The 24,915-nt window shown below is 43.4% G+C and carries 22 protein-coding genes, 2 pseudogenes and 1 other annotated feature; of the genes and pseudogenes, 20 read left to right on the top strand and 4 right to left on the bottom strand.

Annotated features, from left to right (window positions below; translation table 11 throughout):
- Positions 1–24: 24 nt before the first annotated feature.
- Positions 25–750: a glucosamine-6-phosphate deaminase gene (nagB, locus tag ACTNBR_RS07035; protein WP_320812952.1), complete on the bottom strand. Its 726-nt coding sequence runs from the start codon at positions 748–750 to the stop codon at positions 25–27.
- A 215-nt stretch (positions 751–965) separates the two neighbouring features.
- The gene (locus tag ACTNBR_RS07030; protein WP_441017427.1) at positions 966–1,649 is read right to left on the bottom strand and encodes an RluA family pseudouridine synthase; all 684 of its coding nucleotides are present in this window, start codon (positions 1,647–1,649) and stop codon (positions 966–968) included.
- 333 nt (positions 1,650–1,982) lie between these two features.
- On the opposite strand from ACTNBR_RS07030, the gene ACTNBR_RS07025 reads away from it, so the two are divergent.
- From ACTNBR_RS07025 to ACTNBR_RS06935, 19 genes and pseudogenes are all read left to right on the top strand, one after another.
- Positions 1,983–2,942: a calcium/sodium antiporter gene (locus tag ACTNBR_RS07025; protein WP_427820630.1), complete on the top strand. Its 960-nt coding sequence runs from the start codon at positions 1,983–1,985 to the stop codon at positions 2,940–2,942.
- 81 nt (positions 2,943–3,023) lie between these two features.
- Positions 3,024–3,233: a binding site (T-box leader), on the top strand.
- Between the two features lie 92 nt (positions 3,234–3,325).
- Positions 3,326–4,765 (top strand): proline--tRNA ligase, encoded by a 1,440-nt coding sequence (proS, locus tag ACTNBR_RS07020; protein WP_441017429.1) that lies wholly within the window; start codon positions 3,326–3,328, stop codon positions 4,763–4,765.
- A 33-nt stretch (positions 4,766–4,798) separates the two neighbouring features.
- Entirely contained in the window at positions 4,799–6,130 is a 1,332-nt protein-coding gene (locus tag ACTNBR_RS07015) for a CCA tRNA nucleotidyltransferase (protein ID WP_427820628.1), read from the top strand.
- A 34-nt stretch (positions 6,131–6,164) separates the two neighbouring features.
- On the top strand, positions 6,165–7,157 hold the full coding sequence (locus ACTNBR_RS07010) for a CotS family spore coat protein (RefSeq protein WP_441017432.1): 993 nt from the start codon (positions 6,165–6,167) through the stop codon (positions 7,155–7,157).
- Positions 7,158–7,247: 90 nt separating this feature from the next.
- Entirely contained in the window at positions 7,248–8,981 is a 1,734-nt protein-coding gene (locus ACTNBR_RS07005; protein WP_441017435.1) for a phospho-sugar mutase, read from the top strand.
- A 179-nt stretch (positions 8,982–9,160) separates the two neighbouring features.
- On the top strand, positions 9,161–9,436 hold the full coding sequence (locus ACTNBR_RS07000) for an HU family DNA-binding protein (RefSeq protein ID WP_427806170.1): 276 nt from the start codon (positions 9,161–9,163) through the stop codon (positions 9,434–9,436).
- A 70-nt stretch (positions 9,437–9,506) separates the two neighbouring features.
- Entirely contained in the window at positions 9,507–9,746 is a 240-nt protein-coding gene (locus ACTNBR_RS06995) for an RNA-binding S4 domain-containing protein (protein ID WP_427806169.1), read from the top strand.
- Positions 9,747–9,902: 156 nt separating this feature from the next.
- Positions 9,903–10,178, top strand: coding sequence for a sporulation protein YabP (yabP, locus tag ACTNBR_RS06990; protein WP_427820644.1), 276 nt, complete (start codon positions 9,903–9,905; stop codon positions 10,176–10,178).
- 6 nt (positions 10,179–10,184) lie between these two features.
- A complete protein-coding gene (gene yabQ, locus ACTNBR_RS06985; RefSeq protein WP_427806167.1) occupies positions 10,185–10,538 on the top strand; it encodes a spore cortex biosynthesis protein YabQ in 354 nt (117 codons plus the stop codon).
- A gap of 84 nt (positions 10,539–10,622) precedes the next feature.
- The gene (locus ACTNBR_RS06980; protein WP_427806166.1) at positions 10,623–10,958 is read left to right on the top strand and encodes an FtsB family cell division protein; all 336 of its coding nucleotides are present in this window, start codon (positions 10,623–10,625) and stop codon (positions 10,956–10,958) included.
- A 73-nt stretch (positions 10,959–11,031) separates the two neighbouring features.
- Positions 11,032–12,486 (top strand): SpoIIE family protein phosphatase, encoded by a 1,455-nt coding sequence (locus ACTNBR_RS06975; RefSeq protein ID WP_427820625.1) that lies wholly within the window; start codon positions 11,032–11,034, stop codon positions 12,484–12,486.
- Complete coding sequence (tilS, locus tag ACTNBR_RS06970) at positions 12,486–13,901, top strand: tRNA lysidine(34) synthetase TilS (protein ID WP_441042687.1); 1,416 nt, start codon at positions 12,486–12,488, stop codon at positions 13,899–13,901. Before ACTNBR_RS06975 ends, tilS begins: the two co-directional genes overlap by 1 nt.
- Positions 13,902–14,423, top strand: a complete 522-nt coding sequence (gene hpt, locus ACTNBR_RS06965; protein WP_427806163.1) for a hypoxanthine phosphoribosyltransferase — start codon at positions 13,902–13,904, stop codon at positions 14,421–14,423.
- A 58-nt stretch (positions 14,424–14,481) separates the two neighbouring features.
- The gene (ftsH, locus tag ACTNBR_RS06960; RefSeq protein WP_427820643.1) at positions 14,482–16,263 is read left to right on the top strand and encodes an ATP-dependent zinc metalloprotease FtsH; all 1,782 of its coding nucleotides are present in this window, start codon (positions 14,482–14,484) and stop codon (positions 16,261–16,263) included.
- A gap of 16 nt (positions 16,264–16,279) precedes the next feature.
- Complete coding sequence (locus ACTNBR_RS06955; protein ID WP_441017442.1) at positions 16,280–18,322, top strand: glycoside hydrolase family 13 protein; 2,043 nt, start codon at positions 16,280–16,282, stop codon at positions 18,320–18,322.
- 53 nt (positions 18,323–18,375) lie between these two features.
- A complete protein-coding gene (locus tag ACTNBR_RS06950) occupies positions 18,376–19,431 on the top strand; it encodes a hypothetical protein (protein ID WP_427820622.1) in 1,056 nt (351 codons plus the stop codon).
- A pseudogene (locus tag ACTNBR_RS06945) lies at positions 19,409–20,263 on the top strand (AAA family ATPase); the annotation flags it as partial. The gene ACTNBR_RS06950 and the pseudogene ACTNBR_RS06945, both read left to right, overlap by 23 nt.
- 181 nt (positions 20,264–20,444) lie before the next feature.
- Entirely contained in the window at positions 20,445–21,089 is a 645-nt protein-coding gene (locus ACTNBR_RS06940; protein ID WP_427820621.1) for a TetR/AcrR family transcriptional regulator, read from the top strand.
- Between the two features lie 31 nt (positions 21,090–21,120).
- Positions 21,121–22,647, top strand: coding sequence for a cytidylate kinase family protein (locus ACTNBR_RS06935; RefSeq protein ID WP_441017457.1), 1,527 nt, complete (start codon positions 21,121–21,123; stop codon positions 22,645–22,647).
- On the opposite strand, the pseudogene ACTNBR_RS06930 reads toward ACTNBR_RS06935, so the two are convergent.
- A pseudogene (locus ACTNBR_RS06930) lies at positions 22,608–22,934 on the bottom strand (hypothetical protein); the annotation flags it as partial. The gene ACTNBR_RS06935 and the pseudogene ACTNBR_RS06930 sit on opposite strands and share 40 nt — an antisense overlap.
- A gap of 232 nt (positions 22,935–23,166) precedes the next feature.
- Positions 23,167–23,505 carry a P-II family nitrogen regulator gene (locus tag ACTNBR_RS06925; RefSeq protein ID WP_427806156.1) on the bottom strand — a complete coding sequence of 113 codons (339 nt, stop codon included), beginning with the start codon at positions 23,503–23,505 and terminating at the stop codon, positions 23,167–23,169.
- A 327-nt stretch (positions 23,506–23,832) separates the two neighbouring features.
- Here ACTNBR_RS06925 and ACTNBR_RS06920 point away from each other — a divergent pair, with 327 nt between their 5' ends.
- The gene (locus ACTNBR_RS06920; protein WP_427806155.1) at positions 23,833–24,900 is read left to right on the top strand and encodes a hypothetical protein; all 1,068 of its coding nucleotides are present in this window, start codon (positions 23,833–23,835) and stop codon (positions 24,898–24,900) included.
- Positions 24,901–24,915: the final 15 nt, after the last annotated feature.

Genomic DNA, 24,915 nt, shown 5'->3' with positions numbered 1-24,915 from the left:
TCTTTCTAATGTATGGAACAGATGTTACTGTGGTATTTTGGATAAAGCAGCCTCATCTGCGACCAGTGATACATCCGGATGGAGCTGAAGGATAGAAGCCGGTACTTGCGGAGTGATTGGCCCGAAGAAAGCATCGCGAACAATTTCCGATTTATCTTCTCCACTCACAATAATCAGAATTTTACGGGCATTCATGATCGTGCCGATTCCCATGGTGTATGCCTGCCGCGGAACATCATCGATGGATGCGAAAAAGCGTTTGTTGGCTTCGATGGTTCTTTCCTGAAGGTCTACGCAGTGGGTTTCCTTTGGAAAATGATCAGCCGGTTCATTAAATCCGATATGTCCGTTGTGACCAAGACCGAGAAGCTGAAGATCCACTCCTCCCAGGGAACGGATGATCTCTTCATAATGACGGCATTCTTCCGTGGCGTCTTCTTTTGTGCCATCCGGAAGATAAGAAGCTTTGATATTTACATGATCAAACAGATTCTCATGCATGAAATAGTAGTAGCTCTGGTTATTATCACGCGTAAGTCCCTTATATTCATCCAGATTCACAGTAGTAACCTGTGAAAAATTGATATCCCCCTTATTGTACCAGTCAACCAATTGTTTATAAGTCCCGATTGGTGAAGAACCGGTAGCAAGCCCTAAAACACAGTTCGGTTTCAGAATTACCTGTGCTGAAATAATATTGGCAGCAGTACGGCTCATAGCATCATAATTTTTGGTTTTGTAGATTTTCATAATTTTCCCCTTTCCAATAAACTTATCAGTATTTTGTACTTTCATATGATAAATGTATCAAAAGAAATACTAAAAAACAAGATAGTGCAAATCGAAAGCATGGAAAGTGCAAAAAAAAGCATTAATTGTGCTATTTATTAATATGTAGCATTCTTTATACTGAGTTTCAAAGACAGAGGAGGTAAAATGGCATGTCAAGGACAAGAGGAAGCGGATCAACTGGCAGTCCCCTGCGGCTGCTCTAAAGTGAAATTCATCTGTTTCCCGGTTGCAGGATGTCGGAAACTGAGGTGATATGCTCTGAGGGAAATAGGAGTATATCCTCGTGTCTGGACAAATTGCGGATTATATTTATTATCCCCCCAAAGAGGAGCACCTGCGTGTGCCATTTGTACGCGGATCTGATGATGCCGTCCTGTTTTCAGGTGCACAGTTACCGTGGTCAGTGTATCGCCATTCTCCATGTGCTGCGTATCAATGACTTCATAAGAGAGCTCTGCGCGCTTTGCCTGAGGTGTATCTTTGGAGCAGACGCGGGAAGTATTGGTCTTTCCATCCTTTACAAGATAATCGACCAGTGTCCCGACGGAATTTGGCAATGTGCCACAGCATACAGCGTGGTAGTCCTTACAGAATCCGCTCCCCGTTAGTTGTCGGCTCAGTTCAGTAGCTGATTTAGGGTTTTTAGCAAAAACCATGAGACCGGATACGGGCTGGTCCAGTCTGTGGATCACGGCCAGATAAGGCGCCCTGGAGCCGGACGATGTGGATGCAAGATGATTTTTCAGAATGCTTTCCATATCAGCCTGTCCGAGTTTGCGGGTCTGTACCGGAATCCCTGCAGGTTTGTCACAGACAATGATGTCTTTATCTTCATATAATATATTGAGATGTTCCATAATTTTCCTCCGAAGAATTTTTTTGCTTGACTTTTGAAAAAAAGGAAGTTACACTTATCTCCAGTAAAAGGGAGTAGCTTCCATTGATTCGTTTTGTCAGATCATCAAATGCCGAAATCAGTGTGATACGAAATCGTCATCACGATTATTTAAACATAATCCGGTTCGTATTGTCAATTAGCGAGACTTTTATTGCAATTTTATGCCACAGGTGCAGGGGTTTGCAATAAAAAGTCTTTTTTATTTGCCTAAAATGCATTGCGTCACATAGGAAACGACTCAAAACACGAAACTTTGCACCGCCAAAATATAAATAAAATGGGAGGAAAAGATATGGTCTATGTATTGTTGATTCTGGGATTTGTATTATTGATTAAAGGAGCAGACTATTTTGTGGAAGGAAGCTCCAGTGTTGCGAAGCTCCTGAAAGTGCCTGCAATCATCATCGGGCTTACGGTTGTCGCATTCGGTACCAGCATGCCGGAGGCTTCTGTGAGCATAACCGCGGCACTGAAAGGGCAGAATTCACTTGCTGTAAGTAATGTTTTAGGCTCCAATATGTTTAATCTTCTGATCGTACTTGGATGCAGCGCCCTGATGAGGCCCCTTCGTGCCACCGACAGTGTATTGAAGAAAGAATTTCCGTTTTCAATCTTCATTACGGCAGCAATGCTTTTGATGACGACAAAGCTTGCTTTTGGGAAAATCCTTGCAGGAGAGGGGGAATTCGTACTTGGAAGGATCAGCGGTGTGGTTCTTCTTATCATGTTTGTCCTTTTCCTGGTACTTCAGGTTAAGGAGGCACTAAAAGCGCGAAATGCGATGCCTGCTGAAGATTATGCAGTCTTGAGCCCGGCGAAAAGTGCAATTTTTATTATTGGCGGAATTGCAGGAATCGTTCTGGGAGGAGATCTGGTTGTTGATTCTGCTACGGAGATTGCAGTTCGCTTTGGACTGAGCCAGACTTTTATTGGTCTTACGATCGTTGCAATGGGTACTTCCCTGCCGGAACTTGTTACATCGATGGTCGCGGCCAAAAAGGGAGAAAATGATCTCGCGCTGGGAAATGTTGTCGGTTCGAACATTTTCAATATACTTTTGATTCTGGGATCAAGTTCCGCAATCTGTCCGATCACAGTAGATATCGATGCGATATATGATATGATTATACTGATCGTGTTCAGTGTATTTGCGTTGATCTGCGCAAAGAGCCGTAAAGAATTATCCAAGAGAGAGGGTGTGCTCTTTCTGATGCTGTATGCGGTATATTTTGCATATATTTATGTGAGATAACTGCAGTGAAATATCAAAGACGGGTTGACAAATGCAGAAATCTCAATTAAAATCCTTAGTATCTGAAAAGAAATAATAGACACGTGGACCGTGAAGAGGATTAGTATATATTGGAAGTGGCACAGAGAGGTTTCCGTCCGGTGCAAGGAAGCTGCATGGAAGATATAGAACCTGCCTTGGAGTCCCTGTATGAAAATACAGCGCACTCGGCGTTAACGGGAAATGAAGTGAACTGTTTTACCATGTAAGACGGTTAATCAGGGTGGTACCGCCGGTTTTCCGGTCCCTTTTGTCAGGGGCGGGAGAACCGGCGTTTTTATCTTGAATGCCAGTTATACTGCACCCCTGAAACAGATCAAAAAATAGAAGAGGAGAGGTTTGACATGGCAAAAGAAAAGAAATTTGTAGAATCAATTACTTCGCGGGATGTAGATTTCGCGCAGTGGTACACGGATGTAGTCCGCGAAGCGAAACTTTGCGATTACTCCAGCGTGAAAGGATGTCTGAATTATTTACCGAACGGATATGCGATCTGGGAAAAGATTCAGGCTGATCTGGATAAGAGATTTAAGGATACAGGTGTGGAGAATGTGTATCTTCCTGTATTGATTCCGGAGAATCTTCTGCAGAAAGAAAGTGATCATATCGAAGGATTTGCTCCGGAAGTGGCATGGGTAACCAAGGGTGGAATGGAACGCCTTCAGGAGAAGATGTGTATTCGTCCTACATCCGAGACGCTGTTCTGCGATCTGTGGTCAAGAACCGTACAGTCCTACCGTGATCTGCCGAAGGTATGGAATCAGTGGTGCTCTGTACTTCGATGGGAGAAGACAACCAGACCGTTCCTTCGCTCCAGAGAGTTTTTATGGCAGGAAGGCCATACGATTCATGCGACTTATGAGGAGGCTGAGGAAAGAACACTTACTATGCTCAGAGTATATCAGGAGTTTATCCGGGATTCTCTGGCGATTCCGTTTGTATCCGGTCCTAAGACAGAGAGCGAGAAATTCGCAGGTGCTCAGGACACCTATACGGTAGAAGCTTTGATGCATGACGGAAAGGCACTTCAGTCTGCAACCAGCCATTTCTTCGGAAGCGGCTTCCCGGATGCATTTGACATCAAGTATCTGGATAAGAATAATGAACTTCACAGTGTATATGAGACTTCATGGGGACTTTCCACACGTATTATCGGTGCGATCATCATGGTACACGGTGATGACAGCGGACTCGTACTGCCTCCGAGAATTGCTCCGGTTCAGACGAGAGTGATTCCGATCGCACAGCATAAGGAAGGTGTACTCGAGAAAGCGAATGAACTGGTTGATACATTAGCGAAAGCCGGCTACAGCGTGAAGATCGATGATTCCGAGAAGAGCCCGGGATGGAAATTCAGTGAGCAGGAAATGCTTGGAATTCCGACCCGTATTGAAATCGGACCGAAAGACATCGATCAGGGACAGGTTGTCGTTGTACGCCGCGATACACGTGAGAAGATTATTGTTCCGATCGATGAAATTGCAACCAGACTCGGAGAAATTCTGGAAACGATCCAGAAAGACATGTATGACCGGGCAAAAGCATTCCTTGACAGCCATATTGATACAGCGGTGACCATGGATGAAATGAAAGAGAAATTCAATGAAAACCGTGGATTCATCAAAGCAATGTGGTGCGGAAGCGAAGAGTGCGAGGGCGAGATCAAATACGAGACCGGCGGCGCATCTTCAAGATGCATCTGCAAAGAAGATCCGATCAGTGACACATGTATTTATTGCGGTAAACCTGCGAAACATATGGTTTATTTCGGCAAGGCATATTAAGATAGTATAAAGAACAGGTGAATGTAAAGAAATATGAAGATTCAATTACCTGACAAGGTGCATCATATTATTACAACTTTACAGGATCACGGGTACGAGGCATATGCCGTAGGAGGCTGTGTCAGGGACAGTATCCTCGGACGGGATCCGCAGGACTGGGATATAACAACATCAGCAACGCCTTTGGAAACAAAGGCGTTGTTTGAACGTACCTTTGATACCGGAATTGAACATGGGACGATCACGGTACTTCTGGAGAAAGAAGGCTTTGAAGTGACGACTTATCGGATAGACGGTAAATATGAAGACAGCAGACATCCCAAAGAAGTTCAGTTTACACGCAGTCTGGAAGAAGATCTGAAACGGCGGGATTTTACGATCAATGCCATGGCATATAATGAGGAGGCCGGGCTGGTAGATATTTTTGACGGTCTGCAGGATCTGGATCAGAAAGTGATCCGATGTGTGGGGAATGCAGGGGAACGTTTCTCGGAAGACGCGCTTCGGATTCTCCGCGCAGTGAGGTTTTCCGCTCAGCTTGGATTTGACATTGAAGAGAAGACCCGGGAGGCAATCAGCGATCTGGCATCGAATTTAAGAAATATCAGTGCCGAGCGTATACAGGTGGAACTCGTCAAATTGCTGGTATCTCCGCACCCGGAGCGCATCCGGCTGGCATATGAACTTGGTATCACATCCGTGATTCTCCCGGAATTCGACGTTATGATGGTAACAGAGCAGGAGAATCTTCATCACTGCTATCATGTCGGCGAGCATACGATCCATACGATGATGAACATTGCGCCTGAGAAGGTACTGCGGCTTACCATGCTTTTTCATGACATGGGAAAACCGGCGACGAAATCGATCGATGAGAAAGGGGTCGCACATTTCAGGGGACATGTATGTGTCAGTGAAGAGATCGCAAGAAGGATTCTGCAGCGCCTCAAGTTTGATAATGATACTATAAGAAAGGTAAGCAAGCTGGTGCGTTTTCATGATTACAGAATGCCGGCTGCTTCGAAATATGTGCGGCGTGCAATGAACAGGATCGGAGAGGACTTATTCCCGTATTATCTGTTGGTGCAGCGTGCCGATATTGCCGGACAAAGTGAGTATCAGAAGACGAAGAAGATAGAAAATCTTGAGCAGATAGAAAAATTATATAAAGAAATTCTGGAATTGAAACAGTGTGTATCGCTGAAGGGCCTTGCCGTGACGGGACGTGATCTGATCGAGGCGGGAATGGAACCGGGGCCCCAGATCGGCGAGATGTTGGAAACGCTTTTAAAAGAAGTGATTGATGATCCTGAAAAGAATGAGAAGAAAGTTCTTCTAAAAATGGTATCTCGGGGCATACACTAGAAAGACATGAAAACGAAACGTGCAGGGGGATGCCATGAAAGATTATGGGATTAGTGTCTTAGAACAATACCAGATGGAAGTAAACAGCACCCACAGAATCAGGGGTGCTGTTTTGTGCGATACGGATCGCGGGCTGTTTCTTTTAAAAGAAGTATATATTGCACCGAAAAGGCTGCCCGTGCTCATCGAACTGTACAAAACGCTGAATGAAAGCGGAATCTGTATGGTGGATATGCCACTGGCAAACAAAGAGGGAGCGTATATTACGACGGCTGATGACGGAACCGGGTATATGGTAAGACGATGGTTCCAGGGGAGAGAATGCGATGTACGCCGAGAAGCGGAGCTGCTGGAGGGAACGAAATACCTGGCAAAGCTGCACAAACTGATGCGGATACCCGGTGAGGACACAACGGGAGCCGAAATCAGTTTTCCGCTGGAAGAGGAATTCAGGCGGCATAACCGGGAACTGCGGAAGGTGCGTACGTTCATTTGCCAAAGAAGTGTCAAAGGAGCATTTGAGACGGAATTCCTGAAAGGCTGTGACCGGATGTACGAATGGGCAGAAGGGGCGAACGAGCATCTGAAAGAGACCGGATACCGACGGTTATGGCAGGAGGCACAGGAGAAAGGGACCTGGGTTCACGGAGACTACAATTATCATAATCTGCTATTTTGCAAAGAGGGATTGGCAGTTACCGGATTTGACCGTGCGCACAGAGAACTCCAGTTGGATGATTTTTATTATTTCCTGAGAAAAACAATGGAGAAATACAGGTATGATGAGCGTCTCGGTTATAAAATGCTGCGAATGTACGATGCGGAAATAACACTCGGGAAAAAAGAAAGGGATTATCTTGCAGTGAGGCTCGCTTACCCGGAGAAGTTCTGGAAAATTGTGAATTTGTATTACCACTCGAATAAAGCATGGATTCCGGAGAAAAATGTTGAAAAACTGAGGACGGCAATTCGCCAGAATGAGGAAAAGAAGCGCTTTTTATCGAATATATTTGCTTTTCATTTATAGCCAAGTAGTGTATAATAGGGATAAAGCGAGTACCAGAATGTGCCCTTGAGGGAGAAATGTACTCAGAACAAATGGAGGTACAAAAAAGAGATGGAAGAATATGTAAAGAGATACGAAGAATGGTGTACTAACCCGTATTTTGACGCGGACACACAGGCAGAACTGAAAGCAATTGCTGATAATGATGGGGAAATCAAGGAGCGCTTTTACAAAGATCTGGAGTTTGGTACAGCAGGACTCCGTGGTGTGATCGGAGCCGGAACGAACCGCATGAATATTTACACTGTTAGAAAGGCAACACAGGGACTTGCGAACTATATCATCAAAGCAGGTGCGAAGGAACGCGGAGTGGCGATCGCTTACGACTCACGCCGTATGTCCCCGGAATTCGCAGATGAAGCAGCACTTTGTCTGGCAGCGAACGGAATCAAAGCATATGTATTCGAATCACTTCGCCCGACACCGGAACTGTCTTTTGCAGTGCGTGAACTGAAGTGTATTGCCGGTATCAACATTACGGCCAGCCACAATCCGCCGGAATATAACGGATATAAAGTATATTGGGAAGATGGAGCACAGATTACTCCTCCGCATGATAAAGGTATCATGGATGAGGTTCTTGCTGTTACCGATTATACAACGATGAAGACGATGGGACTGGAAGAAGCGAAAGCGGCCGGTCTCTATGAAGTGATTGGACAGGCTATTGATGACGCATATATTTCCAGATTAAAAGAGCAGGTACTGCATCAGGATGCGATTGATGCAGTGGGTAAGGATCTGAAGATCGTATACAGCCCTCTTCACGGAACCGGAAATATACCTGCCAGACGTGTACTTAAGGAACTTGGCTTTGAAAATGTATATGTTGTGAAAGAACAGGAACTCCCGGATGGAGAATTCCCGACCGTTTCTTATCCGAATCCGGAAGCAGAAGAAGCATTTGAACTTGGACTTAAGCTTGCAAAAGAGGTAGATGCCGATCTGGTACTTGCAACAGATCCGGATGCAGACCGACTTGGAGTGCGTGTAAAAGATAAAGACGGCGTATACCATACATTAACAGGAAATATGTCAGGATGTCTGCTCGCTGATTACGAGATTGGACAGAAGAAAGCCTTGAAAGGCCTTCCGGAAGACGGATACCTGATCAAGACGATCGTTACTTCCAATCTGGCGGATGCCATTGCAAAAGGATATAATGTAGGACTGATCGAAGTCCTGACAGGTTTCAAATATATCGGACAGCAGATTCTTGGATTTGAAACAAGTGGAAAGGGTGAATATCTTTTTGGATTTGAGGAAAGCTATGGATGTCTGATCGGAACACATGCAAGAGATAAAGATGCAATCGTAGCAACAATGGCTCTTTGCGAAGCAGCAGCTTACTATAAGACAAAAGATATGACATTATGGGATGCAATGGTTGCAATGTACGAGAAATATGGTTATTACAAGGATGATATCAAGTCAATCACCATGAAGGGAATTGAAGGACTTGAAAAGATCCAGAACATCCTGCAGACACTGCGCAATAATCCGCCGGCTGAGATCGGTGCTTACAAGGTGCAGAAGGCAAGAGATTATCAGGCAGATACAATCAAAGATCTGGCAACCGGCGAAGTAACACCGACAGGCCTTCCGAAGTCCAACGTTCTTTATTATGAACTGAATGATGATGCATGGGTATGTGTTCGCCCGTCAGGAACGGAACCGAAAGTAAAATTCTATTACGGAATTAAGGGAACTTCTCTTGAGGATGCAGATTCCAAATCAGAAGAACTTGGAAAAGCAGTGCTTGCTATGGTGGATCAAATGTTGTAGAAAACAGTTTGTCCGGAAAGAATTGTATTTCGGTGTTCCTAAGAAGGATTTAGGCTTGACAAAGGCTTTAAAACCCGATATAACTTTACATAGGGCATTCTGCAAGGACGCAGTCAGCCTTTAGTACGAGGTAGAATACAGTTGGTATTCGAGTGATTATGATACAGGAGGAAATATTCATGAACAAAACAGAATTAGTGGCAGCAGTGGCAGAGCAGGGAGAGGTTTCTAAAAAAGATGCAGAAAAAGTGTTAAAAGCTTTTGTTGATGTAGTTACAGAAGAACTGAAAAAAGGGGAAAAAGTTCAGTTGGTAGGTTTTGGAACATTTGAGGTAAGTGAAAGAGCTGCAAGAGAAGGAAGAAATCCTCAGACCGGTATGACCATGAAGATTGATGCCTGCAAAGCGCCGAAGTTTAAAGCAGGAAAAGCTTTGAAAGATGCTGTAAACGCATAATTGGTTTTGGATTGATGAATGTAAATAGAGAGCGCTGGCCGCTCTCTATTTTTGTAGGAGAAATAATGATATGAGATTAGATAAGTTTTTGAAGGTATCGCGCCTGATCAAGCGCAGGACTGTGGCAAATGAGGCATGTGATGCCGGAAGAGTTATGGTGAACGGTACGGTAGCAAAGGCATCCGTTAAAGTGAAAAAAGGGGACATTATTGAGATTCAGTTCGGAACAAAGACTGTAAAAGTGGAAGTGCTTGAGCTAAAGGAAACTACAAAGAAGGACGAAGCTGCCGAGTTGTTCCGATACCTGTAATTCTATAAAGTTTTTAACATATATTATCCCATACATTCATAAAATGATATCAAGGCACTGAATGACCGGAACATATCCGGATCATGGGTGAATGCGCGGAGGGATCCGCATGTATCATAGATGGAAAGGTTGGGGGTAGTGGTGGAAGAAAGTAAGATGCCGAAAACGCACAATCATAAGCTTGTAATCAACAACAGAAAAACCAGTATGGTGACGGGAGTTCTGGATGTATTGTCGTTTGACCTAAATGAAATCCTGCTGGAAACGGATCAGGGTATGCTTATGGTGAAAGGAACGGACATGCATGTGAACCGTTTAAGCCTGGAAAAGGGCGAGGTGGATTTGTCGGGGAATATTGACAGTGTGGCATATTCCAATATTAATTCGGCAGGAAAACAAGGTGAAAATTTTTTGACAAAACTTTTCCGGTAACCGAATATGTTGGGAATTGAAAAAGAGTTTTTGGTGTTCCTTCACGCAATCATAACCGGAGTTTTTGTGACTGCTGTATATTTAAGTCTTAGGGTGCTGAGAAGGATTTTTCGCCATGCATTATGGGTGATCAACATAGAAGATTTCATATATTGGATTTTTGTATCACAGTACTTTTTTGTGCAAATTTACCACACAAGTAATGGTGAGATAAGGTGGTATTTTGTACTAGGTGTTGTGATTGGGGCGATTTTGATGCACTTTTTCGTTGCTTTTACAAAAAAAATCGATCAAAAATTATCTGATTTGATGGAGAAAAAAAACGGAAAAACTATTGATAAATCTGGGGAAAAAAGATAATATTATTTTACAATTGTGGATTTTATATAAGTAATAATAGGGAATATACCGGTTGGAAACAACAGTAAAGGGTGAGTATATATAATGGGAAGCTTAAAGCAGAAGAATCGGAAGATCCGGAAAGGACGTTCGAAGAGCAGGCTTCAGAATCATAAGAGAAGTGTGTTGGCAATCAGCAGTATTATTGTGATGCTCAGCGCAGTAATTGTTATTCATGGAATGGCGTTGCAGGCGAGAAACAAAGAATACATGGCTCAGGAAGCAGAACTTATGGCACAGCTGGATGATGAGAAGGATCGCTCGGAAGAGATTGATAAACTGAAAGAATATGTGGGAACAGATGAATATATTGAAGATGTTGCGAAAGAGAAGCTGGGATTGATTAAGCAGAATGAGATCCTGTTTAAGGCGGCTAATTGATGACGTATTCACGAATGATGAGCTTTGGAAGAGATTCCAGAGCTCTTTGTATTATAGTAAGGGAGGCAGGCAGATGGGAGAAAACAGAAACGAAGTGACGGTGATGCAAAGTCCGTATGTAACGCAGGCGGACAAGTTTGCCAAGTCCCTTAGACATCTGGCGGATACATTTCTGAAAATGGAAGGAACCAGGGAAGGTTTCAGTGCTGAGGAAGTTCAGGAAATGATCAGACAGATAGAGGATCGGGTGTGCGGTTCCTGTGAGCGGAGGGAGCATTGTACCGGACAGAACAGGGAACAGATCGATCTGCTCATTTATGAATTGCTTTGTGCGGTGGAAAAATACGGTACTGAACTGAATGTAGAGATGAAACGAAAACTTCAGAAAAGCTGTATTCAGGCGCCTCGTTTTCTCAGGACTATTCTGGATGTGTTTCAGGAAGCAAAGAAAACACTGATTTGGAACAATAAAATGATCTTAAACCGGGAAGGATGCGCAGTCCAACTGGATACGTTCGCCCAGATGATACAGCATGCGACCAGGGAACTGGATGCAAGTATTTTTCAGGATCCGCCATTGGAAAAAAAGCTGAAGATGCACCTGAAAAGATCAGGAGTCAGGATGCTGAGCTCTGTATTTTTTGTGAATCCGCAGGGACGATATGAGATTCATATTACGGGGAAAACAGAAAAAGGGGTATGTATGACAACGAAAAAACTGTCAGAGATACTTTCGGACTGTGTCGGACGGAAAATGTGTCCTGCCAGCGAGGAAAGGCCGGTGATGAGTCAGGAATACTGTACGGTAGTTTGTGTAGAAGGACCGGGATATTATACGATGCAAGGCATCGCAAAAATCGGAAAAGGATGTCAGAAGATTTCGGGAGACAGTTACCTGATGACGAGGTTGCCCGGTGGTCAGGAGGCGGCAATTCTTTCTGATGGGATGGGATCCGGAGAACGTGCTTCCAGAGAAAGTGCGATGATCGTAGATATGTTGGAAGAATTGCTGAAGGCGGGATTTCCCAGACAGACGGCACTGTCTATGATGAATACAGCACTGGTCATGGGAAGAGAAGAAGTATGTTTTTCTACTGTGGATATGAGTGTTTTTGATCTGTACAGTGGGGAATGTGAATTTATAAAAGCTGGCGCTGCACCTACGTTTATACGGAAAAGGGAAGGAATGGAGCATATCTATTCTGAAAATCTTCCGCTCGGCGTAGTGCCGAATCAGCAAAGCGGAGAATTCAGAAGAAATCTGGAATCGGGTGATGTTGTTGTGATGGTCACGGATGGAATCCTGGATGCACTGCCTTCGGGAGAGCAGGAGCAATTGCTGGATCTGATCATCGGAGGAACATCGCTTGAAAATCCGAAAGAATTGGCCCATTATATTCTGCAAAGTGTCCTGGAACTGACAAACGGTGAACCGAAAGATGACATGACAGTTTTGGTGGCAGGAATCTGGGAGATGTGTTACTCTAATGATACGAAGAAAGAAAATCGTACAAAAGGAAAATCATGATGCTGAATAGAATAAAAAAGTTTATGGAAAAGTGGCATATGCTGACAGCGGGGGATACCGTGATAGCAGGTGTTTCGGGAGGTGCAGACTCAATGTGCCTTCTTTTTGTGCTGGAAGAATTGAGAAAGAGTATGGAATTTGATCTTGTTATCGTTCATGTGAATCATGGGATCCGCGGTGAAGCAGCAGATGCGGATGAGGAGTACGTGCGAGACATCTGCAGGAAGCTGGGGCTTACTTGCGAAGTATTTCATGTGAACGTCCCGGAATATGCAAGAAAGGAAAAACTTTCCGAAGAAGAAGCCGGAAGAGAGCTACGAAGAAAAGCGTTTCGTGAAACAGCAATCAAATATGGTGGTACCAGAATTGCACTGGCACACCACCAGGATGACAATGCAGAGACATTTTTTCTACATCTCGCCAGAGGAAGCAAGATGAAAGGACTTGGAGGGATCTGCCCTGTAAAGGGAGATTACATTCGTCCGCTTCTTTGTGTGAACCGGATGGAGATAGAAGAATTTTTGGAGAAAAAAGGAATCCTTTATTGTATGGATGCAACAAATCTGGAAGATACTTATACAAGAAACAAGATAAGAAACCATGTCATCCCATATTTTACAGAGAACATTAATTCAAAAACGGTAGAACATATTAATGGGGCTATGGAGCAGCTTCGAGAGGTGCAGGAATATCTGGAACGCCGGATGAGGGAAGCGTATCGGAAGTGCGTGAAAGAGGAGCGGGGGAAAATCCATATTTCTGAGCAGGAGTTCCGTAAACAGGATGAGCTGATCGGCAGAATGGTATTAAGACAGGCAATGGTTTGTCTTAGTAAAAAAGAAAAGGATCTGGATGAGGTTCATGTAGTTCAAATCAGAGAGTTGCTGGATAAGCAGACGGGCAGAAAAATTGATCTTCCTTATAAAATGCGTGCGGTACGGACATATGAGGGAATTGATTTGACTCTTGGAAATGAGACGAAGACCAATGGTACAGAAATGGGAAACGAAGTCAAAATTGTATGTATCCCGAATGTAAATGAAACAGAGGAATGGAGAGTTGAGTATGGAGATTGGAAGGTTTCTTGCAGAAAATTTCCGTTCACCCAGGGACTTGAGGGGATTCCGAAAAAAACATACACGAAATGGTTCGATTATGATATAATAAAAGAGAACGTCTTTGTACGCAACAGACGGGCAGGAGACAGGATTGCGATTGATAAAGAAGGAAATACGCAGAAACTGAAATCCTATTTTGTGAATGAGAAAATTCCGTCGGACAAAAGAGATAAAATTCCGCTGATCGCGGAAAAGGAGAGAATTCTCTGGATTGTGGGATATCGTCAAAGTAAGGCATATCAAGTGACGGAACAGACAAAGACCGTTTTGGAGATTACGATAAATGGAGGTACCTAAATGGCAGAGAAAATTAAGGTTTTAATACCGGAAAAAGAAGTGAATGCAAGAATTGAAGAATTAGGAAAAAAGATCAGTGAGGATTATGCGGGAAAACAGGTACATTTGATCTGTGTACTTAAGGGAGGAGTTTTCTTCATGTGTGAACTGGCAAAGAGGATTACTGTGCCGGTTTCCATGGACTTCATGAGTGTCAGCAGCTATGGTGACGGAACTTCATCCAGCGGAGTTGTGAAGATTGCGAAGGATCTTGATGAATCGCTGGAAGGAAAGGATGTACTTGTAGTTGAGGATATTGTGGACTCAGGACGTACGCTTTCTTATCTGCTGGAAATTCTTCAGAAGAGGGGACCTAAGAGTATGCGTCTTTGTACATTACTCGACAAACCGGAACGGCGTGTTAAAGACGTGCATGTTGATTATGTAGGATTTAATATTCCGGATGAATTTGTGGTAGGGTTCGGATTAGATTATGCACAGAAATATAGAAATTTACCATACATCGGATGCGTAGAGATGTAATTGGTGGAAGGAGCAATAATTGAATAATAATAATAAGACAAGAGGAATCAGCGGGCTGATGCTTCTTCTTTGTGCTGTTTTTATGATAGGAGCATACTGGTTTATGAATCAGGCCGAGAAACAGGAGAAGGCATATACTTACCGGGAGTTCCAGGAAGATCTGCAAGATAATAATATTAAGAAAGTTGAAGTAAAGCCGGACAAGGTAGCACCAAATGGCACGCTAAGGATTGAGAAAAATAATGGTGTGCTGGAAGAACTGTATGTCACAGACGTTAATGAAGCACAGGAGCTTCTGAGCTCTTATGATGAAGTAATCTGTTATGTGGATTCTGTACCACAGGAAAGCTGGTTTGCGACAACGATGTTACCAACGCTTTTGATGATAGGTGCACTTGTTCTTCTGGTTATGATGATGAATCGCCAGGGTGGTGCAAATGCAAAGGCGATGAATTTTGGGAAAAGCCGTGCGAAGATGAGCACAGAAGCGGAAAATAAAGTCAAGTTCAACCAGGTTGCCGGCCTGAAAGAAGAAAAGGAAGAACTGGAAGAGATTGTGGATTTTTTGAAAGCTCCGGGGAAATATATTCAGGTTGGAGCAAGAATCCCGAAGGGGGTGCTGCTTGAGGGACCTCCGGGAACCGGTAAGACTTTACTTGCAAGAGCGGTGGCTGGTGAAGCCGGGGTCCCGTTTTTCACGATTTCCGGTTCCGATTTTGTGGAGATGTTTGTCGGAGTTGGAGCATCCCGTGTGAGAGATCTCTTTGAGGATGCGAAACACAATTCGCCCTGTATTGTATTTATTGATGAGATTGATGCGGTGGCAAGACGCCGCGGAACAGGTATGGGCGGAGGCCATGATGAGAGAGAGCAGACATTGAACCAGCTTCTGGTAGAGATGGATGGCTTTGGACCGAATGAGGGAATTATTGTTATGGCTGCGACGAACCGTGTGGATATTCTGGATCCTGCCATTCTTCGCCCGGGGCGGTTTGACAGAAAAGTGGTCGTTGGAAGACCGGATGTGCAGGGAAGACTTGAGATCCTTCAGGTCCATGCGAAAGGAAAACCACTTGCGGAGGATGTGGATCTGCAGCAGATTGCCCAGACAACGGCTGGATTTACCGGCGCGGATCTGGAAAATCTGTTGAATGAAGCAGCGATCACGGCTGCTAAAGAAGGGCGTGTGTATCTGCAGCAGGCAGACATCCGGCATGCATTTGTGAAAGTAGGTATCGGTGCGGAGAAAAAGAGCCGTATTATTTCGGATAAAGAGAAACGGATCACAGCATTTCATGAATCAGGGCATGCGATCTTGTTCCATGTACTTCCTGATGTGGGACCTGTGTACAGTGTATCCATTATTCCTACTGGATCGGGAGCGGCGGGGTATACGATGCCATTGCCGGAAAAGGATGAGATGTTCAATACCAGAGGCCAGATGCTTCAGGATATCACAGTTTCGCTCGGTGGAAGAGCTGCTGAGGAGATGGTTTTTGATGACATCACAACCGGAGCATCTCAGGATATCAAGCAGGCAACTGCCTATGCGAGATCTATGGTGACGAAATTTGGTATGTCGGAAGCTCTTGGGCTGGTAAATTACGATAATGACAGTGATGAAGTCTTTCTGGGAAGAGATCTTGCACATTCATCACGTGCGTATGGTGAGCAGATTGCGTCTACGATCGATTCAGAAGTTAAGAGAATTATAGATGAATGTTATGCCCGGGCGAAACAGATCATTAAAGAACATGAAGATGTATTGAATGCCTGCGCGGAACTTCTGCTTCAGAAAGAAAAGATTACAAGAGAAGAATTTGAAGCATTATTTGATTAGGAATTGAGGAAACATTATGAATAAAGAAGCATTGTTTTGCGATGGCACTGAGGCATATGTTAGCCAGCCGGAGCCGGAAGTAGACGAATGGATACAATTGTGGTTCCGGACGGCAAAGGACGATGTGGATGAAGTACTGATGTGCATCAAGGATGAGAGCTTTCCGATGAAGAAAATGATCTCAAAAGGCGCGTTTGATTATTATTGCATTGACTGGCAGCTTGACACTGAGGAATTCAGATATTATTTTAAAATTTTGAAAGGCGAAGAAGTCTGCTATTATAACCAGTGGGGAGCGAGAGACGATTACGCAGAATACTATGATTTCAGGATTGTTCCCGGATTTGCCACACCAGAGTGGGCAAAGGGGGCGGTGATGTATCAGATTTATACGGATCGTTTCTGCAACGGAGATCCAACCAATGATGTTCAGACAGGGGAGTACTTCTATATAGGCGATCAAGTACAAAAGGTGGAAGACTGGTACCGCTATCCGCAGCCGATGGATGTGCGTGAATTCTATGGAGGAGATCTACAGGGCGTGATAAATAAGCTGGATTATCTGCAGAGTCTTGGAGTAGAAGTGATTTACTGTAATCCATTATTCGTTTCTCCGTCCAATCATAAATATGACACGCAGGATTATGATTATATTGATCCACATGTTGGAAAGATAGTGACAGATGGCGGTAGACTTTTGGAACCCGGGGAAAAGAGTAATTATCACGCTGATAAATACCGGATTCGTACAACGGACAAAGAAAATCTGGAAGCCAGCAATCAGCTGTTTATCCGGCTGGTTGAAGAGATCCACCGTCGCGGAATGAGAATAATTATTGACGGAGTATTCAATCATTGTGGTTCGTTTAACAAATGGATGGATCGGGAAATGATTTATGATCAGGTGGAAGGATATCAGCCTGGGGCATATATGAGCGCACAGAGCCCATACCGGAACTATTTCCTGTTCCACAATAATAATGACAGTGAGTGGCCGCAAAATGCCAGTTATGATGGATGGTGGGGACATGACACGCTTCCGAAGCTGAATTATGAAGATTCGAAAGAATTAGAAGAATATGTACTTGGCGTGGCAAAAAAATGGGTCTCACCGCCTTATAATGTGGATGGATGGCGTCTGGATGTCGCGGCTGATCTGGGGAGAAGTAACGAATACAATCATGAATTCTGGAAAAAATTCCGCAAGGTTGTGAAAGATGCGAATCCCAATGCATTAATTCTGGCAGAGCATTATGGAGATCCGAGAGAATGGCTGGAAGGCGACGAATGGGATACGGTCATGAACTATGACGCGTTTATGGAACCTCTGACCTGGTTCCTCACCGGAATGGAAAAGCATAGTGACGAATACCGTGAGGATCTTCTGGGGAATGCAGATAATTTTGTGAATGCGATGAAGCATCATATGGCAAGTATGATGACCCCATCCCTGCAGACGGCGATGAACCAGCTTTCTAACCATGATCATTCACGTTTCCTTACAAGAACGAACCATAAGGTCGGAAGAGTCGCAGAACTGGGACCGGAAGCTGCGAATCAGGGAGTGGATCTTGCAATTATGCGTGCTGCCATTGTGATGCAGATGACATGGATCGGTGCGCCAACACTCTATTATGGAGATGAAGCCGGAGTCTGTGGGTTCACGGATCCGGATAACCGCAGAACCTATCCATGGGGACGCGAAAACAAAGAGATGATCAGTTTTTACCGGGAAATGATCCGTATTCACAGAGAAAATCTTGCATTGAAGAAAGGTTCTCTTAAAATGTTAAAATGGGGACCGGGACTTCTTGCGTACGGAAGATTCTGGGGAGATGAACAGATTATCGTAATCATCAACAGCGCAGACGAACTTCGGGAGATTCATGTCAATGTCATGCCTGCGGAAGTGAAAGAAGGTTCCAATATGGCACGAATCATGTATTCTTATATAGAAGGCTATATCGGTGCGTTTGATGAGTATGTGGTGAAGGAGGGAATTCTGTCACTGATGATGGGACCGAAATCGGCGATTGTATTGAAGAATAAGAAATGGTAGGGAAAACCTTGAAAAAAGTAACTGTTTATGAAATTATGCATATGGAGAAAATAGTGGCAAAGATTTCATCTTCCGGAAAGGCAGAGATCTTTGAAGAATCGTTTATGCCGTATGATTTATATTTGGATGTGGAAGATGATAATGACATTGATGTGCTTGTAAATAATGTAAATAATTTTAATCATTGGTGCGCATCAAGAGTATTGTCTCTGGATCGAAAATACGCAAAAGATATTCTGAACAGTATCGGAGTCATGCAGGCAGTTACGGATAAAGACAGGGCGAATATATCACTGTCGTACCGATGTGTTTCTTTGACGGATGTATACTGGGTGAGAAACGAAGGGGACAGAACAACATTTGATGAAATAAATTTATATGATAATCCTTTGAATGAAGCGATTGTCGAACTCACTCTTAAGGGGCGCCAGATGACGGTTACGAATCAGGAACTGGCGCCGGATTTATCTACAAGAGGATGCTTTCCCAAGGCCTGGATCCGATGCGATTCGGGATTTAAGTTATTAAAAGACGGAGAAGCAGAAGCGGTGAAAAGAGAAGTACTGGCAAGTGAAATCTGCCAGTGCTTTGACATTCCGCAGGTCATTTATCGCGAACATGAATATGACGGAGAAATCGTATCGGAAAGTGATATCATTACTTCGAAAGAATATTCCATGGTTTCTAAAATGGCATTCGATATTTATGCGTGTAATCATAATCTGGATACACTGGAAGTCTGCAAAGAAATGGATCCTGTTACATATTATGGGATGAACATACTGGACTATCTGACCGGAAATACGGACCGGCATCCGGAGAACTGGGGATTTCTGGTGGACAACCGTACGAATAAGTATGTGTCTTTGTATCCGCTCATGGATTTTAATCAGTGCTTTTTGTCATATGATAATCTGGAAGGCGCAAAGTGCCAGACCGTTTTCCCGGCGCAGATGTCGCAGAAAGAAGCGGCACAAGAAGCGGTAAAACATATCGGACTTCGGATGGTTCGAGAAATGGATATGAAGAAGTTTGGGGATATGGAAAAAGAAGCTGAGATGTTTCAAATGAGATTGGCGGAATTGAAGAAAATGGTGGGAGAGCGGTGACAGTGTCACATTGATTAATCGTCCGCGACGTTTTGGTAAGACGCTTAATTTGAGTATGTTAGAACGCTTTTTCTCTATAGATTATGCAGATCAGAGAGAGATACAGATGCGTTAACAGATGCAGACCGAAGTTTTTATAATCGAATTTTGGCAGAAGATATCAGGAATCCTGATGCGACATCGGCACTTTACCAATTATCGAGCTATCTGTATCGATACTATGGGAAAAAAGTCATTATTCTTCTTGATGAGTATGATACGCCCATGCAGGAAGCTTATCTTGGACGAATGTGGACTGTCAGAAAAGAAAGAACAGGTAAAATACTGGTACGACGGATTTATCTTTGGTGAATGTAAAGATATTTACAATCCATGGTCGATTTTGAATTATCTTGATAAAAAGGATTTTAGGACATACTGGGCTAACACCAGCTCTAATAGTCTCGTTGGGAAACTGCTTCGGGAAGGAAACCGCACAATTAAAGAAAAATTTGAAAATCTTCTCTGCGGTGAAACAATTCGTACGCCAATTGACGAACAGATTGTATATAATCAACTAGATAATAATGAATCTGCAATCTGGAGTTTGCTTCTTGCAAGTGGTTATCTGAAAGTACTGAGCTTTGAACGGGAGGAGTCGTTGGAATACGGGGAAGAGGCGAAGTATGAACTGGTGCTTACCAATTATGAAGTTGAGCGAATGTTCAACACCATGGTACGGGGATGGCTCAAATGCGTGGAGCCGGATTACAACGATTTTATCAAAGCTCTGCTGCTTGGAGATAAGAAAGCAATGAACGCATATATGAATCGCGTCGCTCTAAGTACATTCTAAATTAAAATGAAATTTGCAAGTATATTGTGGCTAGCTAAAATCTGAAAAATAGTTCAGCCGGAATATACTTGCTTTTTTTGTTATTAAAGAATTTGGAGAATAAAAATGATGAGATATTATTGACCACATGGTTTGTTTGTAGTATTATTGACCATGCAGTCAAGAAAAGGAGGGCTTTATGAAGAAGGAAGAAAAAACCAGACTCACTTGCGAGAAAATCATTCAGGCGGCAATTGCAGAATTTGGTACGAAGAGTTACGAAGCGGCCTCACTGAATACAATTTGCAGCGATAATCATATATCAAAAGGATTGATCTATCACAATTTCAAAAATAAAGATGAATTGTATTTAATCTGTGTGAAACAATGTTATGAAGAAATGACGAGACATATTAAGAATACAGTTTGTCATTCGGAGAGTGTGGAGGAAAAACTGAAAGAACTCTTAAATGCCCGACAGGTTTTCTTTGAAAAAAACCCGTATTATGCGCAGATTTTCTTTAATAGTGTTTTGATGCCTCCAAGGCATCTGATAAAAGAGTTGAAAGAATTGAGAGTTGGTTATGATGAGTGTTTAAAAGAACGCTATGCAGAATTACTGTTTCAGATGGAATTAAGAAAAGGGGTAAGTGTTGAGAAAGCGATTCAGTATCTGATGACAATGCAGGAAATGTATAATGGCTATTTCCGGGAGATGTATTATGAGAATGAAGATATACAAAAAGTGATCGAGACACATGAGAGCAGATTATCGGAATTATTGGATATGATCATGTACGGTATTGCAAAGAAAACGGAGGATTTCTCAGAAAATCTAAGGTGAAGATAAATATGAAGTAAGGAAGTGTAACAAAATGATTTTGATGTTTGTGAAATTGATTTTAGTTGTTATATTGGCATTTTTGGCAGGAAAGCTGATATCGAAATTGAAACTGCCCGCTATTTTAGGCTGGCTGATTGCCGGGATGCTGTTAGGACCGCATGCGTTTTCACTGATGAATCAGGAGATATTGGATGCAGGGTGGTATCAGGTTATGATTCATGTGCTGGAATGTGGTGTTGGACTTATGATCGGTACGGAATTGGTCTGGAATAAGATTAAGAAATCCGGAAAGGCGATCGTGATTACAACGCTGACACAGTCTTTGGGGACTTTTCTGGTTGTTTCATTGGTATTTGGAGTCGTATTCTATATAACAGATGTTCCATTGTATCTGTGTTTTGTTTTTGGAGGAATTGCGCTTGCAACGGCTCCCGCACCGGCACTTTCAATTGTGCGTGAGTTTAAGACGGATGGACCTGTTACGAAAACGTTGATTCCGATGGCGGCTCTGGATGATATCGTAGGCTGTGTTGTATTTTTTACAACCATCGCTGTGATCGCCGGGAAACTTTCGGCGGGAAGTATGCCGGCTTATATGATTGCTCTGGTGGTTATATTACCGCTGGTTATTGGGATTGTGTGTGGATTCCTATCAGGATTTATCTTGAGGAGAGACAATGGTGATGGGATAACGCTGGCATTGCTGATTGTCATCATTTTATTTACTTCTGTTGCAGGATTCTTTTTTAATAACCGTGTGATGCCGACTCCGATTTTGAATTTTATGTTGATGGGAATGGCTTTTTCGGCCACCTTTTCAAATATGATGAGTGAAAATCGGCTGGAACAGATTATGCGCGTTTTTAAGGCTGTTTATATTCTGTCGCGTGCATTAGGAAAATATTTTGGCGCTTATTTCGGGGCGGCCGTTACAAAGTCTCCGCAGACAGTAAAAAAATATCTTGGTTTTACACTGCTCCCACATTCTGGAGTTTCTCTTGTATTTACGGGAATTGCGGTTTCCGTTTTGAGCGGTTCCGCGCCGGAATGTGCGCAGATCATACAGGGAACGATCGCGGCGGCAGCGGTGATCAATGAAATCATTGCAGTGATCATGGCGAAAAAAGGATTTGAATGGGCTGGGGAACTGAATCAGAGTGGTGCGGACAATGCATTGGAAGAGAAAGCTTCAGCTCCACTTGTTATTACAATCAGTCGGCAATACGGAAGCGGTGGACGAGATATTGCTATGAAATTGTCGAAAGATCTGGGGATTCCGTTTTATGATAAAGAGATCATCGAAATGGCAGCTCAGACCAGTTCGATTGAGCGTTCATTTTTTGAAAATTATGAGACGGATAAATCCAATAAAGTGCTGAACGAGCTGGCAAGTAATGTGACGAATCATTACTCATTGGATGACCGGGTGTTTGAACATAATGTGAAAACGATACGGAGGATTGCGGAGACGTTGCTTACGCAGTCACATCCGGCTGTGATGGCAACTAATCCTGCGAGGGAGCCGTTGAAGGTCATGGATACGTCTGGTTTGCCGTAGCGGATCCATGTTACGATCAGTGCTGCGAGGGTTGCGGCAGTCGCGCAGAATACAGTATGGAAAATGATAAATACGCCGATTGGAAGACCGTTGAATAATCCGTCAGCATCGGCAAGTTTGGTCGGATCTAAGAAGCCGGTTGAACCGATGATTCCGTTCCAGTCACTTCCATGCATGATTGCAAACCCGAATATAAAGAAGAAAAGACTTCCCAGGACAAAGTCCATCATATTTTTCATCAAAATGTTACCTGTGTTTTTGGCTCTTGTAAAACCGGCCTCACACATAGCAAAGCCTGCCTGCATGAAATAAACCAATATTGCACCTACAATTGTCCATACTACATTCAGAAGAAGCTCTGTTGCTGCCGTGGCTTCCATGCTGCTTTCAATTAATGCTGTTAATCCCATAATACTATCTCCTCTTTCTGTTATAAAAAAGGATACCTGATGCATCAGATGCACAGCTATCCTCATTGATAACAAATATGAATTTTTTTATTTATATGTACCATTTTGATTAAAGAGCTGCGGTACCGCGCTCACCAGTACGAATGCGGACAGCATCTTCCACTTCATACACAAAGATTTTGCCGTCGCCGTATGCTCCGGTTTGGATTTCCTCAACGATTTTCTGAATCAAAGGTTCTGCAACAGAAGGGTCAACGACTGTTTCAACTTTTACTTTCGGGAGAAGATTCACGCTGTATTCAGCTCCGCGATATATCTTTCTGTGCCCTTTCTGATTGCCGTATCCCATGATGTTGCTGATCATAACGCCGTTTGCGTTGGAAGCGTCAAGAATTGCTTTCAGGTCTTCAAGCTTCTCCGGCTGGATGATGATTTCCAGTTTTTTCATAATAACACCCTCCTTTTCTGGAAAACAAAAAGGCGCTTTCCGTGTTAGGAAAACGCCCTTGTTTTTGGATATCCCCTATTATACACAAGGGGAGTGATTTATCAAAGGTATTTTTATAAAAATTTTATAATTTGTAAATCATGAACAGAAATAAATAAAATGAGAGAAAAAAGTTGTGAAAATCGCAAGTGTAGAATATCCGAGTCAGGAGGAAGAAAAAGAGCAAAAAATAAAGAAAAAAATGACGACTGTTGACGGATAAATTGTCATTTGCTACAATAAAAAATAGGGAAAATGGTGCTGAATTAATAAGGAGGAGAAGATGGCATGATAAGTCTCACATTTGGGGAGCAAGTAAAAATTGTTTTAAGCAGAAAAGGTATGACAATCAAGGAGCTGGCAGAACAGATTGAGGAAAGAACTGGGAAAAAGATGTCCAGACAGAATCTGACACAGCGTCTTGGAAGAGATAATTTTCAAGAGCAGGATATGCGCATGATTGCAGACATTCTGGGGTGTTCGTTCCAACTCAGTATTCTTGCAAGTCAGGAAGCGGCAGAGAGGGCATCTGTAATTGAAGAAGTTCCACCGACAAGTAAAGAACTGGATAAGCTTGCAGCAAAGAAGGAAAGAAAAGCGGCACGTGCTGAAGCGAAGGAAGCGGAACGAGATATTACAGTGGGCGAGATCGTAGATATGATGGAAGAACCGCAGGAGCAGGAGGGAGAAAAAGAAGCTGCTCCGGCCACGGAACCTGTGGTAGAGCAAATGATTGATACAACGGTTGAAACAGAGACAGAAACTGTAGTAGAGGAAATATCTGAACCTGAGGAAAAGACGGCAGGCGAGGAGGAAGCAGCTAAGGAAGCTGAAGTTAAGGAAGAACTGGTTCATGGCGAGCCGGAAGAAGATGCAATCGGAGAAGAAGTGCTGGAGGAGACAGTGGCAGAAGCACCGACAGAGGAGGAAAGAATATCGGAATCTGTGATGGAAGAAGCTACGGATGTACAGCCGGAAGCAGAGCCAGAGGAAACCATGAAAGAGGAAACAGCGAAGACTGAGCATAGGGAATCGCGTTTCTCCAGAATAACAAAGATTATTTCTTCGCCAAAGAGAGAAGAAAAGCGTCACGAAAAAGCAAAAGATTTTCAGCCGATCAAGAAACGTGTGGATGAAGATGAAGATCTTGTAAATGGTGATGTGAATCCGTATACAGGTCATGAATATCAATCGAACAGTGTTCGGATGCATCCGAAGCGCATCGGTTATGTTCAGGTTTATGACCGTAAGGAACATAAATGGACAGATATGACGGAATGGGCATTCCTTGGATTTGAAGAGCGTAAAAAAGCAACGCTTGGCAAGGATTATGAACCGCCAATCTATCTGGATTAATGACAGAGGGCTGTT

Origin of the sequence: Bariatricus sp. HCP28S3_F11, assembly GCF_052065395.1 — a bacterium.
Classification (GTDB): domain Bacteria; phylum Bacillota; class Clostridia; order Lachnospirales; family Lachnospiraceae; genus Allocoprococcus.
Note: the sequence above shows the minus strand (reverse complement) of the source record. Positions and strands in the feature narration are given on the sequence as shown.

Excerpts from the sequence above, each read along its gene's own strand:
- hpt (WP_427806163.1), top strand. The coding sequence starts at position 13,902 with ATGGCAGAGAAAATTAAGGTTTTAATACCGGAAAAAGAAGTGAATGCA.
- ACTNBR_RS06995 (WP_427806169.1), top strand. The coding sequence starts at position 9,507 with ATGAGATTAGATAAGTTTTTGAAGGTATCGCGCCTGATCAAGCGCAGG.
- proS (WP_441017429.1), top strand. The coding sequence starts at position 3,326 with ATGGCAAAAGAAAAGAAATTTGTAGAATCAATTACTTCGCGGGATGTA.
- ftsH (WP_427820643.1), top strand. The coding sequence starts at position 14,482 with ATGCTTCTTCTTTGTGCTGTTTTTATGATAGGAGCATACTGGTTTATG.
- nagB (WP_320812952.1), bottom strand. The coding sequence starts at position 750 with ATGAAAATCTACAAAACCAAAAATTATGATGCTATGAGCCGTACTGCT.
- ACTNBR_RS07025 (WP_427820630.1), top strand. The coding sequence starts at position 1,983 with ATGGTCTATGTATTGTTGATTCTGGGATTTGTATTATTGATTAAAGGA.
- ACTNBR_RS06955 (WP_441017442.1), top strand. The coding sequence starts at position 16,280 with ATGAATAAAGAAGCATTGTTTTGCGATGGCACTGAGGCATATGTTAGC.
- ACTNBR_RS06980 (WP_427806166.1), top strand. The coding sequence starts at position 10,623 with ATGGGAAGCTTAAAGCAGAAGAATCGGAAGATCCGGAAAGGACGTTCG.
- ACTNBR_RS06975 (WP_427820625.1), top strand. The coding sequence starts at position 11,032 with ATGGGAGAAAACAGAAACGAAGTGACGGTGATGCAAAGTCCGTATGTA.
- ACTNBR_RS06925 (WP_427806156.1), bottom strand. The coding sequence starts at position 23,505 with ATGAAAAAACTGGAAATCATCATCCAGCCGGAGAAGCTTGAAGACCTG.
- tilS (WP_441042687.1), top strand. The coding sequence starts at position 12,486 with ATGCTGAATAGAATAAAAAAGTTTATGGAAAAGTGGCATATGCTGACA.
- ACTNBR_RS06940 (WP_427820621.1), top strand. The coding sequence starts at position 20,445 with ATGAAGAAGGAAGAAAAAACCAGACTCACTTGCGAGAAAATCATTCAG.
- ACTNBR_RS07005 (WP_441017435.1), top strand. The coding sequence starts at position 7,248 with ATGGAAGAATATGTAAAGAGATACGAAGAATGGTGTACTAACCCGTAT.
- ACTNBR_RS07010 (WP_441017432.1), top strand. The coding sequence starts at position 6,165 with ATGAAAGATTATGGGATTAGTGTCTTAGAACAATACCAGATGGAAGTA.
- ACTNBR_RS06920 (WP_427806155.1), top strand. The coding sequence starts at position 23,833 with ATGATAAGTCTCACATTTGGGGAGCAAGTAAAAATTGTTTTAAGCAGA.
- ACTNBR_RS06935 (WP_441017457.1), top strand. The coding sequence starts at position 21,121 with ATGATTTTGATGTTTGTGAAATTGATTTTAGTTGTTATATTGGCATTT.
- ACTNBR_RS07030 (WP_441017427.1), bottom strand. The coding sequence starts at position 1,649 with ATGGAACATCTCAATATATTATATGAAGATAAAGACATCATTGTCTGT.
- ACTNBR_RS07000 (WP_427806170.1), top strand. The coding sequence starts at position 9,161 with ATGAACAAAACAGAATTAGTGGCAGCAGTGGCAGAGCAGGGAGAGGTT.
- yabP (WP_427820644.1), top strand. The coding sequence starts at position 9,903 with ATGCCGAAAACGCACAATCATAAGCTTGTAATCAACAACAGAAAAACC.
- yabQ (WP_427806167.1), top strand. The coding sequence starts at position 10,185 with ATGTTGGGAATTGAAAAAGAGTTTTTGGTGTTCCTTCACGCAATCATA.
- ACTNBR_RS07015 (WP_427820628.1), top strand. The coding sequence starts at position 4,799 with ATGAAGATTCAATTACCTGACAAGGTGCATCATATTATTACAACTTTA.